This window comes from Bradyrhizobium sp. 157 (assembly GCF_023073815.1).
Taxonomy (GTDB): Bacteria; Pseudomonadota; Alphaproteobacteria; order Rhizobiales; family Xanthobacteraceae; genus Bradyrhizobium.
The window spans coordinates 23,117-35,503 of record NZ_JADPKF010000102.1; the positions used below are offsets into that span (position 1 = coordinate 23,117).

The window sequence follows — 12,387 nt, forward strand, 5'->3', positions numbered from 1 at the left end:
GTAGAGCGGATGGCGACAGGCATCATCCGCCGTTTGACAACGGCTGAATTCACGACGTTGCGCAGCATTGATGCGGCACGGCGGATTATGCTGTCGCTAATCCGCCCTCCTTTTCCCTGCCCCTCTACCTCACTTTAACTCCGCATCCCGCAACGGCGCGCGGCTGAGTTCGTTGCCGGCGGCGATGGCTTTGCGCAGCAGCCGCATCAACTCCGCGCCCTCCTTTTCGGTGAGGCCGCGCAGCATGAGGCGTTGGGCTGCCTCGACGGCCGGCGTGATGGCGCGCAGGGTTCGCTTTCCCGCTTCCGTGATCTGCAGTTCGCGGGCGCGGCGGTCGCGGGGGCTTGGGTGACGCACCAGCAAGCCTTTCTGCACGAGACGGTCGACCACGCCGGTGATGGTGGTGCGGTCATAGGCGATGAGGCCAGCCAGCGTCACCTGATCGATCCCCGGGTTCATCTTGATGGCTGCCAACGCAGCGTACTGAACGGGCGTGAGGTCGAAGCCTGCTTCTTCGACCTCGGCGAGGAACACCGCCACCGCGATTTGCTGGAAGCGGCGCGCCAGATGTCCGGGCATCTCATTGTTATCTTTCACCGAACACTCCAAGGCGGGTTGCAAGGCAGGTCTGGAATTGACAGGCATACTGATAATCAGCATGCTGATCAATATCGGTCCTGCACCTGCCGCCTGCCCGGTATTCCAGCGAGCAGTGCCTCGATGAAGGCAACGCCTTAGGTCAAAATCGGGAGGCGGCCGCAGACGGGAGGAACAGGTCTCATGCAGTTTCATCTGAATGGATTCGAGCCGGGCGACCCCGAAATCGCCGACCCCGTCGAGCGGGTTTTGCCTTCCGGCACGTCAGGACCGGTTCCGGCGCAAGTCGACGTGCTGATCGTCGGCTGCGGGCCGGCCGGCTTGACGCTGGCGGCCCAGCTTGCGGCGTTTCCTGACATCAAGACCTGCATCGTCGAGCAGAAGCCGAGCCGGCTCTTGCGCGGCCAGGCCGACGGCGTCGCCTGCCGCACCATGGAGATGTTCCACGCCTTTGGTTTCAGCGAGCGCGTGCTGAAGGAGGCCTATTGGGTCAATGAAACCACGTTCTGGAAGCCGGATGACGCCAAGCCTGAACACATCGTCCGGAGCGGCCGGGTTCAGGACGTCGAGGACGGGCTATCGGAAATGCCGCATGTCATCCTGAACCAGGCGCGCGTGCATGATTGTTATCTCGATGTCATGCGCAGATCGCCCGCGAAGCTCGAGCCTTACTATGCGCGGCGCCTGCGCGACCTTCGGATCGTACCTGCTTCGCGCTTCGAAGCCCACGCGGTGACCATGACCCTCGAACGGCTCGATGCCGGGCACGCGGGCGAGATCGAGACCATCGAGGCGCGCTATGTCGTCGGCTGCGACGGCGCGCGCAGCACGGTGCGCCAATCGATCGGGCGCGAGCTGCGCGGCGATTCCGCCAACCACGCCTGGGGCGTGATGGACGTCCTGGCCGTCACCGACTTCCCCGACATCCGCTTCAAGTCGCTGATCCAGTCGGCCGGCGACGGCAGCATCATCGTGATCCCGCGCGAAGGCGGCTATCTCGTCCGCCTCTATGTCGAGCTCACAAACCTCGGCGCCGGCGAGCGGGTCGCCAACCGCAACATCACATCGGACGATCTGATTGCGAAGGCGCGCCGGATTCTCCACCCCTATACGCTTGACGTGAAAGAGATCGCCTGGTGGTCGGTCTACGAGATCGGCCAGCGGTTGACCGACAAGTTCGACGACGTGCCGGAAGAAGAAATCGCAACCCGCCTGCCCCGCGTGTTCATCGCCGGCGATGCCTGCCACACGCACAGCCCGAAAGCGGGCCAGGGCATGAACGTCTCGATGCAGGACGCCTTCAATCTCGGATGGAAGCTCGCCTCCGTGCTGCGCCGGCGCAGCACGCCGCAGCTTCTGCACAGCTATTCGGCGGAGCGGCAGGCGGTCGCGAAGGAGTTGATCGACTTCGACCGCGAATGGGCCGAGATTCTTGCATCTGCCAAAGGCGACAACAAGGGCGCGGACGCGGCACAAACGCAAAACTATTTCGTCCGTCACGGCCGCTATACCGCGGGCACGGCGACGCGCTATCACCCGTCCGTCATCACCGCCGAACCCGATCACCAGCATCTCGCGAAGGGATTTGTGATCGGCACGCGCTTTCATTCCGCGCCGGTCGTGCGGCTTTCGGATGCCAAGCCGGTTCATCTCGGCCACGTCGCCAAGGCGGATGGCCGCTTCCGGATTTTCATCTTTGCCGGCGCGGGCGACCCCGCCGCCAACTCCCCTCTGCGCTCGCTGTGCCATTTCCTGAGCGAGAGCCCTAAATCTCCCGTCAGAAGGCATACGCCTACGGGCGCCGATATCGATTCGGTGATCGATGTCCGTGCCGTGTTCCAGCAGGCGCATACGGAGCTTCCCATCGAGGCGATGCCCCCGCTCCTTCTCCCGCGCAAAGGCCGCTATGGGCTGATCGACTACGAAAAGATGTTCTGCCCCGATCTCAAGAGCGGCCACGACATCTTCGCGATGCGCGGTATCGATCGGTCCGCCGGCTGCATGGTCGTGGTGCGCCCGGACCAGTACGTCGCGCATGTGCTCCCGCTCGATGGCCATGCGGAGCTTGCGGCATATTTTGATGGCTTCATGTTGCGGGCGGCGTGAGAGCTAATCACGGGGATTTCTGTGGCAGCTTCCGTGGAACCGAAATCGGCCATCTTTGCCCGCAAGTCGCTCTCCACCCCGACCGCCCCTCCATTGAACTCAGCGGCCCGCTCCGATATACGGGCACTCGACTCCGGCCGAGGGAATGGGCCTTCCGGGGCCGTGCACCCGCCTCCTCCAAGCCGTTCCGGATTTTCTCCAGTATATCAAAGGCTTAATGATGTCTTCCACATTCGATCAGATCGCCAACATTATCGCGGAGACCTGCGACATTCCGCGCGACACGATCAAGCCGGAGAGCCACGCCATCGACGATCTGGGCATCGACAGCCTGGACTTCCTGGACATCGCCTTTGCCATCGACAAGGCGTTCGGGATCAAGATGCCGCTCGAAAAATGGACCCAGGAGGTCAACGACGGCAAGGCCACGACCGAGCAGTACTTCGTGCTGCAAAATCTCGCCGATCGCATCGACGACCTGGTCGCCGCCAAGAATGCAGCCCCGGGCGCCTAGTCGCCCGCCATGGACCTTGATTACTTTAAGCTCATCGACCGCGTCGTCGAGTTGAACCTCGACGAAAAGAGGATCACGGTCGAGGCGCAGGTTCCGGCTGTTCACACCATCTTCGAAGGGCATTTTCCCGGTTTCCCGATCATGCCCGGGGTTTTGCTGACCGAGGCGATGGCGCAGAGCTCCGGCTGGCTGATACTCGGCGCCCTGAAGTTCGAGCGCATGCCGTTCCTGGCCATCGTGAAGGAAGCCAAGATGCGGGGCTTCGTCAGTCCCGGCCAGTTGCTGACGATCGAGGCGAAGCTCGAGCACGAAGGTTCCGGCTTTGCCGTCACCAAGGCCAAGGGGCGCGTCGGCAAGGAATTGAAGTGCAGCGCCGAGCTCACCTTCGGCCTCTCCCCCTTCCCCGATCCGGCTTTGCGCGTGCACATGGACGCGTTGGCCAACAAGATCGGCTTCCCACTGCAGGCAATCACGCAATGACTGAGCCAAAATCCGCGGGCGCCAAGGAAGTCTGGATCACCGGCATCGGCATCGTCTCATCGCTCGGCGAGGGGCTGGACGCGCATTGGGATGCGCTGAACGAGAAGAAGATCAACGTCGACGACAAGCGGTTTGCGCCCTACATCGTGCATCCGCTGGCGCCGGTTACCTTTGACGCGCAGATTCCGAAGAAGGGCGACCAGCGCCAGATGGAGGCCTGGCAGCGCATCGGCACCTATGCCGCCGGGCTGGCGCTGGATTCGGCCGGCGTCAAAGGCGACAAGGAAATCCTCGGACGGATGGACATGATCGTCGCCGCCGGCGGTGGCGAGCGCGACATCGCGGTTGACGCGGCGATCCTGAGCGCCGATGCCAGGGGCAATTCGAGCCCCGGCTTTCTCAACGAACGGCTGATGAACGATCTGCGGCCGACGCTGTTCCTGGCCCAGCTCTCCAACCTGCTCGCCGGCAATATCGCCATTGTCCACGGCGTCTGCGGCACGTCGCGCACCTTCATGGGCGAGGAGGCCGCCGGCATTGATGCGGCGCGGATTGCGCTGGCGCGGATCGAAGCCGGCCAAAGCGATATCGCGCTGGTCGGCGCGGCGCATAATGGCGAACGGTCCGACCTCCTGGTGCTCTATGAATTCGGCGATTTCAACCTGACCGAAAAGTTTTCGCCGGTGTGGCAACGCGAAGGCCGAAGCGGCTTCGCGCTCGGCTCCGCCGGCTGCTTCCTGGTGCTGGAAGCCCGCGGGCACGCCGAAGCCCGCGGTGCCAAGCCTTACGCCAAACTGACCAAAGTCGTTGCCGATCTTGCGCAGCGCAAGCAGCCGGGCGCGGTGACCAAATCGCTGGAGGCGCTGTGGCCGAAGCTCGGCGTGGGCGATAGTGGCGCGCTGATCACGGGAGCCACCGGCGTCGAGCCGGTGACGTCGGACGAAAAGGCCTTTTTGCGCCAGCATCCCGGCTTTGTGGTGCGCGCCACCGGCACGATGTTCGGTCACACACTGGAGACGCAGTTTCCGCTGGGGCTGGCGCTTGCCGCGCTGTCGATCTCCCGTGGCGCGCTGTTCCCGCCCAACGATCCGACCGGCCTCGAGGTTGAAAAGGCGGGCAGCCCGGATCAGATTGTCGTCGTGGGGGCCGGTCACTGGCAGGGCGAAGGCATGGCCCTGGTCGAGGCCATCAAGTAGAGCGTGGCCGGAGACCGCTTTCGGCACGGCCAGTAATGAGGCGAGCGCACTTTCAGTTACGGCGCAACATCGGGGGAACCATGTCAGCACCACGCGATAAACTCGGCAGGCCGATCGTCGTCGTCACCGGAATGGGCGTGGTGACGTCGCTCGGCGCCGGCAAAAAGGACAATTGGGCAAAGCTGACCGCGGGTGAATCCGGCATCCGGACCGTGACGCGCTTTCCGATCGACGGCCTGAAGACGACGATGGCTGGCACCGTCGATTTCGTCACCATCGATCCCTTCTCGTCGACCGGCCTCAGCGAACGTCTCGCCGAGATGGCGACCGGGGAAGCGCTCGAACAGGCCGCGATCGGCGGCAAGGCCGACTTTCCCGGACCGCTGTTTCTTGCCGTGGCGCCGGTCGAGGTCGAATGGCCGCAGCGGCTTGAGCTCGGACGCGCCGTCGGCAGCACCGAATTCGGCTACGAGGATATGCTGCGCGTCAGCGGCGGCGGCCGGTTCACGGCCTACCATCGCCGCTTCATGTTCGGTTCGATAGCGAGCCACCTGGCCGAAACGTTCGGCACCAAGGGATCGCCGATCTCGCTGTCGACCGCCTGCGCCTCCGGTGCCACCGCGATCCAGCTCGGCGTCGAGGCGATCCGCCGCGGCGAAGCCGATGCCGCGCTGTGCGTCGGCACCGACGGCTCGGTGAACCCGGAAGCTTTGGTGCGGTTCTCGCTGTTGTCGGCGCTATCGACGCAGAACGATCCGCCGCAGGCTGCCTCAAAGCCGTTCTCCAAGAACCGCGACGGTTTTGTGATGGCTGAAGGCGCCGGCGCGATGGTGCTGGAGAGCTATGAATCCGCAATCGCGCGCGGCGCCAAAATTCTGGGCGTAGTGGCCGGCTGCGGTGAGCTGACCGACTCGTTCCACCGCACCCGCTCCAGCCCGGACGGCAAGCCGATCATCGGCTGCATGCGCAAGACACTGGCCGATGCCGGCCTCGAGCCGGAGCAGATCGATCACATCAACGCGCACGGCACCGCGACGCCGGAAAATGACAAGATGGAGTACAACACGACCGCGGTGGTGTTCGGCGATCATCTGCCGAAGATTCCGGTGTCTTCGAACAAGTCGATGGTCGGGCATACGATTTCCGCGGCCGGCGCGGTGGAAGCCGTGTTCTCGCTGCTGACGCTGGAGCATCAGCGGATTCCGCCGACCATCAATTACGAGATTCCGGATCCGGCGATCCTGTTCGACGTGGTCGGCAACAAGGCGCGCGACGCCAAGGTCACCGCCGTGATGTCGAACTCGTTCGGTTTCGGCGGGCAGAACGCCTCGCTGATCCTGACGCGCGAACCGGTGTAGAGCTAGCTGCTTCAAAAAAAATGAACCGCCTGCTCCTACGCACCAAGGCGCGCCTGCGCGACGCCGCCAAGCCGGTGGCGGAAATAGCCGTCGGCGCGCTGACGATCGCGCTGCTCCGCACCACCCGCTATTTCGATCCGGACAAGACCGCCGATTTCTTCGGCCGCGTCACCCGCTTTATCGGGCGGCGGCTGCGCGAGGACCGCATCGGGCGCGAAAATCTCAAGGCCGCCTTTCCTGAGAAATCGGCGGAAGAGATCGAAACTATTTTGTCCGGCGTGTGGGACAATCTCGGCCGCATCGGCGCCGAGTTCGCCCATCTCGATCACATCTGGGATTACGACCTCGAACATCCGGAGAAGCCGAGCCGCGTCGAGTTTCCCCCGCGGACCAAGGAAATCTTCGACTCTTTGCGCGACGACGGCAAGCCGGCGATCATTTTTGCGAGCCATCTCGGCAATTGGGAGATCCCTGCGCTCGGCGCCGTCGCGCACGGGCTCGATTGCGCCATCCTGTTCCGCCGGCCGAACATCGAGGCCGCCGACCGCGCCATCCAAAAAATTCGCGCCGTCAAGATGGGCACGCTGGTGCCGGCCGGCCGCGAGGCGCCGCTCAAGCTGGCGGAGGCCCTGCAGCGGGGCCAGCACGTCGCGATGCTGGTCGATCAATATATGGGCAACGGCGTCGAGGTGACGTTCTTCGGCCGCAAGACCAAGGCCAACCCGACGCTGGCGCGGCTATTGCGGCAGGTCGAATGCCCCGTGCATGGCGTGCGCATCATCCGCCTGCCCAACCACCGCTTCCGCGCCGAACTGTCCGAAGAGATCAAGCCGGTGCGCGACGCCTCCGGGCAAATCGACATCCAGGGCACGATGCAGGCGGTGACTGACGTGGTCGAAGGCTGGGTGCGCGAATATCCGGACCAGTGGCTGTGGCTGCACAGGAGATGGCGGTAGTGCCCATGTAGCCCGGGTGAAGCGCAGCGCAACCCGGGAGCACTCTCGTAACCGGCTGAAGTCCCGGATTGCGCGGAGCCCGTCATCGGGCGCGCATTCGCGGACCCGTTGGCTCCATCCGGGCTACGCAACAGCCGCTTTCTTTATCCGCCGAACAGGCCGAGGCTCCACGCCTTCATCGCAACCGTCGATCCCAGAACGAAGATGATCTGCAGCAGCGTGCGCGTTGAAAAGAAGGTGAGAATGTTGGTCATGTGATGCTCCCGGAAGCGAGCTATAGAGTCTCCTTCGCGTTCCGGCAACGGAAGTTTGTCGGAAGCGAGCGGAGGCTCGGTGAGCACAGCGATATCTGGGGTATCATGGCACGGCTCCCGGATGTCGTTTCGCTCATCTGGGCTACGGGGCCGTCATTGCGAGCGAAGCGAAGCAATCCATCCCTCCGCTTGCTGAAGCATGGATTGCTTCGTCGCTTCGCTCCTCGCAATGACGGAGAAAACGCCGGACGCCGTCACCTCCCCGTCTTCACCCGCGTCCACAGCCGGTTGATCACGCGTTGCGTCGCTGGATCGCGCGCCCGGATCACGAACAGCTTCTTCTGCATCGCCTCGTCCGGATAGATGTTCTTGTCGTTCAAAATCTTCGGATCGATCAGCTTCTGGCTCGCGAGATTGCCGTTGGCGTAGGACAAAAAGTCCGAATTCTTCGCCGCGACATCGGGGCGGTAGAGATAGTTGATCAGCTCATAGGCTTCCGCGACGTTCTTGGCATCCGCGGGGATCGCGAGATTGTCGAAGAACATCTGCGCGCCCTCTTTCGGGATTGTGTAGCCGATCTCGACGCCGTTCTTGGCTTCCGCCGCGCGGCTGCGCGCCTGCATCACATCGCCCGACCAGCCCACCACGAAGCAGATTTCGCCGGAGGCGAGCGCGCCCAGATATTCAGAAGAGTGAAACTTCCGGACATTGGGCCTGATCTTGCTAACGAGATCGGCGGCCTTTTCCAGATCGGCCTGCTTGGTGGAGTTCGGATCGAGGCCGAGATAACTCAGCGCCGCCGGTAAAATGTCGTCGGCGGAGTCCAGCATATGGATGCCGCAATCTTTGAATTTTGCGAGGTTCTCCGGCTTGAAGACGATATCCCAACTGTCGATCTTCGCGCCGGGCCCGAGAATCCTCTCGGCCGTCTTGACGTTGTAGCCGATGCCCGTGGTGCCCCACATGTAGTTGGCGGCGTAATTGTTGCCGGGATCATAGGTCGCAAGCTGGCTGGTCACCACCGGCCAGGCGTTGGCGAGGTTGGGCAGCTTCGACTTGTCGAGCTTTGTGAAAACTTTTGCGGTGATCTGGCGCTGCAGGAAATATCCGGTCGGCACCACGACATCGTAACCGGACTTTCCTGCCAAGAGACGCGTCTCCAGCGTCTCGTTGGCATCGAACGTGTCGTAAACCACCTTGATGCCGGTTTGCTTGGTAAAGTCCTCCAGCACCCCCGGAGCCATATAGTTCGACCAGTTGTAGAAGTTCACGGTGCGCTCCTGCGCCCAGGCGGGCGAGAGAGACAGCGCCACAGCCATTGCGCCGATCAGGCGCAGCGAACTTCGAATCTGATCGCGCATCCTCTACCTCTTGCGGCGGCCGTGCACCGCGTCCGACAAGCGTTCCAGCGCGGTGTCCAGCGTTTCGTCCTTCTTGGAAAAACAGAACCGCACCACCGACGTCACCGCGTCCTGTTCATAAAAAGCCGACACCGGGATCGCGGCGACCTTGTAGTCGCTCACAATGCGCTTGCAGAACTCGACATCGGTCTCATTCAAGCCCAGCGGCGACAAGTCGACGGTGAGAAAATAGGTTCCCTGCGATTTCAGCACGGGAAAGCCGATGCTCTCCAGCCCTTTCGTCAGGCGGTCCCTGCTCCGCGCCAGGTCCTTGCGCATGTCGTAAAAATATTCGTCTGATTTGCCGAGGCCATAAGCCACCGCAGCCTGCAGGTTCGGCGCGGTGGTGAAGGTCAGGAACTGGTGCACTTTGGCCGCCACCCTGAGCAGCGGCGGCGCGGCGCAGACAAAGCCGACCTTCCATCCCGTCAGCGAAAAAATCTTGCCGGCGCTGCCGACCTTGATGGTGCGGTCGCGCATGCCCGGGATCGTGATCAGCGGGATATGCTCGCGGCCATCAAAGATGACGTGCTCCCAGACCTCGTCGCAGATCGCAATGGTGTCGAACTTCTGGCAGAAGCGCGCCAGCAGTTCGAGGTCTTCGCGGGGATAGACGACGGCCGCCGGGTTGAGCGGATTGTTGAACAGCACCGCCTTCGTCTTGGGATTGAAGGCGCTCGTCAGCATCTCTTCCGTCAGGCGCCAGCCCGGCGGCTCGAGCCGCAACAGGCGCGGAATACCGCCGGCCTGGCGGATGATCGGCAAATAGCTGTCATAGACCGGCTGGAATACGACGACCTCATCGCCGGGTTCGACCACGGCGAGAATGGACGCGGTCAGCGCCTCGGTGCCGCCCGAGGTCACCATCACTTCCGTCATCGGATCAAGCGAGAGCTTGTGCCAGCGGCCGTAGTGAGCGGCGATCGCCTGCCGGAGTTCCGGAATGCCCATCATTGACGGGTACTGGTTATAGCCGTTCACCGTGGCGTCGGCCGCCGCGCGGCGGATGTCCTCCGGTCCGGGATCATCGGGAAAGCCCTGGCCGAGATTGATGGCGTTGTTGTCGCGTGCCGCCTGCGACATCGCCTCGAACACGGTGACGGGAAGGTCGGCAAAGACCTTGTTCATGGAGGTCATTGGCAGATCAGCCGCCGGTTTTGGTCGGCAATCCCGCGGCCTTCCAGCCGATGATGCCCCCTGCCAGATGCTTGTCGTAAGGCAGCCCCGCCGCCTGCGCCGCGAGCGAAGCCGTCACCGAGCGCTTGCCCGAGCGGCAGGCGAAAACCACCTGCTTTCCCTGCGGCTCTGGAATGGCTGCCGGATCGAAGCTCTGGAGCGGAACGACCACCCCATCCGGATAGGCCTCCACCGCCACCTCATTGGGCTCGCGGACATCGACCAGAAGGTAGCGCCCTTCCGCCATCCCCTTGGAAACGTCTTCCGGCGTCAAATCGTGCACCTGATGGTCCGCCACGCAATATCCTCCTGACAACCCGCCGCACGGGCTCCGACAGGCCCGGCCAAGCGGGCGCCAAAGTCGCCCCTCGCGCGGTGAAAATCAAGCGCCGCGAACGGTTTAAAGCGCCGTTCGAACTTCCGGTCTCAGCTTCGGCGGAGGCGGCTATAGAAGCTCCTTCGCAATGGGCCAAGCCCCATTCGGGGTTTGAGGGCCGTTCGCCCGGTAACCTCGACGAAGGTAGAATGCCATCGCGTTCGAACTGGCTTCGGCCCGCACCGCCCGAATGCCGCGCTCGCGCATCAGCCGCTCGAACATCTCAAGTAACCCCGCGCCAACACGCCGGCCGGCAAATTCCGGGTCGGTATAGAGTCCTTCCAGCGAGTCGCCGCGAATGGCCCCCCACCCGGCTACGATGCCGTCCAGCTTGGCCACCCATATTTCTAGCTCACGCAGCTTTTGCTCCATTCCGGCGCGCGTGAGCTTCGCAGACCACGCCTGCGCTTCGGCAACGGGCATTTTTGGCGGCGCGAGTCTAAGGATAGATCGCCGTCGAATGTCGTGGAGACGGTCCGCGTCGTTGAACATCGCCGGGCGGTAGATGGTCCCCATGTTCACCTGCCGCTGGTTACACCGGGCCCGTGGCAATGTCCGCTATTGGACTTGATGGCTGCGTACTTCGACGCCTGAGGCCCCGGAATAGACATTCAAGGGCTCGCGTCGAATCTCGGTCGACGAGCCTCAGGCACGCGGCACTCCCGCGATCTCAAGCCCATGGCACAGCCGGTCCATGAAATCCGGCCTGAATGGCCATGCCCGTCTCGCGACTGAAATCGTCAGATTACGATCCTGACGCAGGAGCGTCCGGGTGCGCCGACGCGCCTCCGCCAGCGCTCCTGAGGATGCGGCAGCAGCAATGACCACGCGCTCGGCCCAGAACGATTGGGGAAACGCCTCGACGCCGGTTTTGGCCCATGCCGCTGCGCGCTCGTAGCGGCCGGCAGCGAAGTGAGCGCAGCCAATGCCGATGAGTGCGAGATGCCGGATGGGCTCAAAGGGTGCGAGATGGAGCGTCATTCTGAGTTCGCGCAGCGCGCTTTCGCTGTCTCCGAGATAGGCAGACGACCATCCACGGCGAACCCACGCGACGGCGGAAGTCGGTTCAATCGCCACCGCCCGCTCAACCAGCCGGTCCGCCTCCGTGACACGGTGGGCCAAGGTCAGCGCACCGGCCGAAAGCGAGAGCACCATGGCGTCGTTCGGCGACAGGGCGAGCGCGCGATCGGCCAGCCGCCGCGCGCGGTCGATGTCCTCGGCTGGGTCCGATCCGAAGTGTTGGGCTGAACGCTGCGCCCAGCACCAGGCCGCCATCGCCCTCGCAAGCGCAAACTCCGGTGCCCGCTGCTGGGCCTGCTGCTGGGCCTGCTCAAGGAGCTCCAAGGCAATGCAGTTCGAATCCGGCGCTACGGCGAAGGCCTCTGGAATTGCGCGCCAGGTTAGGCGCAGGGCTTCATCGTCGATCTCGGCAGCGCTGGCTGCGACGCGTCGCCCCGCGCGCAGTGTCTGCGACGGCAGCTCTCCGAACCGGCGCCGATATGCGCCGGCGAAACGGCCGAGCTGGCTGAAGCCGGCATCGAGGGCCACACTTGTCACCGTCGTGCGATCATTCGCATCCAGCAGCTCGCGTCTCGCCCTGGCGAGACGAGCATTGCGAATCCAGGCGAGCGGCGTCGTCCCCAGGAATTCCTTGAAGTGCGCTTCGAGCGTTCGTGGCCGTGTGCCCGCAACGACGGACAATGCACCGAGGGACACATCGCCATCCGGATTGCGGCGCAGCCAGTCGAGAGCGCACATCAAGTCCGCGGGAAGCAGCCGATCCGGCGGGTCGGGCCGGTCGATCGGCGCTTCACGGGATGGTTCTCGTTTCGCCATGTTCGGTGGTGCTTCGCTGCGCCGCGCAAGGCGAGCCTAACAAATTCTGCGATTTCTGAACAGGTCGGCGAGAAGTGGATAGCCTAAACCGGCAACGTGGGCCACGTCTTCCCGATGTATTGGATCTCTTCTATCGGA

The 12,387-nt window shown here is 63.5% G+C and carries 12 protein-coding genes; 6 read left to right on the top strand and 6 right to left on the bottom strand.

Annotation, left to right across the window (positions count from 1 at the left end; all coding sequences use genetic code 11):
- Positions 1–129: 129 nt before the first annotated feature.
- Positions 130–597: a MarR family transcriptional regulator gene (locus IVA95_RS31930; RefSeq protein ID WP_247514239.1), complete on the bottom strand. Its 468-nt coding sequence runs from the start codon at positions 595–597 to the stop codon at positions 130–132.
- A gap of 183 nt (positions 598–780) precedes the next feature.
- On the opposite strand from IVA95_RS31930, the gene IVA95_RS31935 reads away from it, so the two are divergent.
- The 6 genes from IVA95_RS31935 (at position 781) to IVA95_RS31960 (ending at position 7,207) form a co-directional block, all read left to right on the top strand.
- Positions 781–2,703 carry an FAD-binding monooxygenase gene (locus IVA95_RS31935; protein WP_247514108.1) on the top strand — a complete coding sequence of 641 codons (1,923 nt, stop codon included), beginning with the start codon at positions 781–783 and terminating at the stop codon, positions 2,701–2,703.
- A gap of 220 nt (positions 2,704–2,923) precedes the next feature.
- A complete protein-coding gene (locus tag IVA95_RS31940) occupies positions 2,924–3,217 on the top strand; it encodes an acyl carrier protein (RefSeq protein WP_247514109.1) in 294 nt (97 codons plus the stop codon).
- A 9-nt stretch (positions 3,218–3,226) separates the two neighbouring features.
- Positions 3,227–3,697, top strand: coding sequence for a 3-hydroxyacyl-ACP dehydratase FabZ family protein (locus IVA95_RS31945; RefSeq protein ID WP_213252913.1), 471 nt, complete (start codon positions 3,227–3,229; stop codon positions 3,695–3,697).
- Positions 3,694–4,893: a beta-ketoacyl-ACP synthase gene (locus tag IVA95_RS31950; RefSeq protein WP_247514110.1), complete on the top strand. Its 1,200-nt coding sequence runs from the start codon at positions 3,694–3,696 to the stop codon at positions 4,891–4,893. Before IVA95_RS31945 ends, IVA95_RS31950 begins: the two co-directional genes overlap by 4 nt.
- 80 nt (positions 4,894–4,973) lie before the next feature.
- Positions 4,974–6,251, top strand: a complete 1,278-nt coding sequence (locus tag IVA95_RS31955; protein WP_247514111.1) for a beta-ketoacyl-ACP synthase — start codon at positions 4,974–4,976, stop codon at positions 6,249–6,251.
- Positions 6,252–6,271: 20 nt separating this feature from the next.
- Positions 6,272–7,207, top strand: a complete 936-nt coding sequence (locus IVA95_RS31960) for a lipid A biosynthesis lauroyl acyltransferase (protein WP_247514112.1) — start codon at positions 6,272–6,274, stop codon at positions 7,205–7,207.
- Between the two features lie 508 nt (positions 7,208–7,715).
- On the opposite strand, the gene IVA95_RS31965 is transcribed toward IVA95_RS31960, so the two are convergent.
- From IVA95_RS31965 to IVA95_RS31985, 5 genes are all read right to left on the bottom strand, one after another.
- The gene (locus IVA95_RS31965) at positions 7,716–8,822 is read right to left on the bottom strand and encodes a polyamine ABC transporter substrate-binding protein (protein WP_247514113.1); all 1,107 of its coding nucleotides are present in this window, start codon (positions 8,820–8,822) and stop codon (positions 7,716–7,718) included.
- Positions 8,823–8,825: 3 nt separating this feature from the next.
- Positions 8,826–9,998, bottom strand: coding sequence for an aminotransferase (locus IVA95_RS31970; protein ID WP_247514114.1), 1,173 nt, complete (start codon positions 9,996–9,998; stop codon positions 8,826–8,828).
- A gap of 7 nt (positions 9,999–10,005) precedes the next feature.
- A complete protein-coding gene (locus IVA95_RS31975; RefSeq protein WP_051379298.1) occupies positions 10,006–10,284 on the bottom strand; it encodes a rhodanese-like domain-containing protein in 279 nt (92 codons plus the stop codon).
- A 198-nt stretch (positions 10,285–10,482) separates the two neighbouring features.
- Positions 10,483–10,929 carry a GNAT family N-acetyltransferase gene (locus IVA95_RS31980; protein WP_247514115.1) on the bottom strand — a complete coding sequence of 149 codons (447 nt, stop codon included), beginning with the start codon at positions 10,927–10,929 and terminating at the stop codon, positions 10,483–10,485.
- Positions 10,930–11,058: 129 nt separating this feature from the next.
- Complete coding sequence (locus IVA95_RS31985; RefSeq protein ID WP_247514116.1) at positions 11,059–12,249, bottom strand: AraC family transcriptional regulator; 1,191 nt, start codon at positions 12,247–12,249, stop codon at positions 11,059–11,061.
- Positions 12,250–12,387: the final 138 nt, after the last annotated feature.

Excerpts from the sequence above, each read along its gene's own strand:
- IVA95_RS31950 (WP_247514110.1), top strand. The coding sequence starts at position 3,694 with ATGACTGAGCCAAAATCCGCGGGCGCCAAGGAAGTCTGGATCACCGGC.
- IVA95_RS31965 (WP_247514113.1), bottom strand. The coding sequence starts at position 8,822 with ATGCGCGATCAGATTCGAAGTTCGCTGCGCCTGATCGGCGCAATGGCT.
- IVA95_RS31955 (WP_247514111.1), top strand. The coding sequence starts at position 4,974 with ATGTCAGCACCACGCGATAAACTCGGCAGGCCGATCGTCGTCGTCACC.
- IVA95_RS31960 (WP_247514112.1), top strand. The coding sequence starts at position 6,272 with ATGAACCGCCTGCTCCTACGCACCAAGGCGCGCCTGCGCGACGCCGCC.
- IVA95_RS31975 (WP_051379298.1), bottom strand. The coding sequence starts at position 10,284 with ATGGCGGAAGGGCGCTACCTTCTGGTCGATGTCCGCGAGCCCAATGAG.
- IVA95_RS31980 (WP_247514115.1), bottom strand. The coding sequence starts at position 10,929 with ATGGGGACCATCTACCGCCCGGCGATGTTCAACGACGCGGACCGTCTC.
- IVA95_RS31940 (WP_247514109.1), top strand. The coding sequence starts at position 2,924 with ATGTCTTCCACATTCGATCAGATCGCCAACATTATCGCGGAGACCTGC.
- IVA95_RS31945 (WP_213252913.1), top strand. The coding sequence starts at position 3,227 with ATGGACCTTGATTACTTTAAGCTCATCGACCGCGTCGTCGAGTTGAAC.
- IVA95_RS31970 (WP_247514114.1), bottom strand. The coding sequence starts at position 9,998 with ATGACCTCCATGAACAAGGTCTTTGCCGACCTTCCCGTCACCGTGTTC.
- IVA95_RS31935 (WP_247514108.1), top strand. The coding sequence starts at position 781 with ATGCAGTTTCATCTGAATGGATTCGAGCCGGGCGACCCCGAAATCGCC.
- IVA95_RS31985 (WP_247514116.1), bottom strand. The coding sequence starts at position 12,249 with ATGGCGAAACGAGAACCATCCCGTGAAGCGCCGATCGACCGGCCCGAC.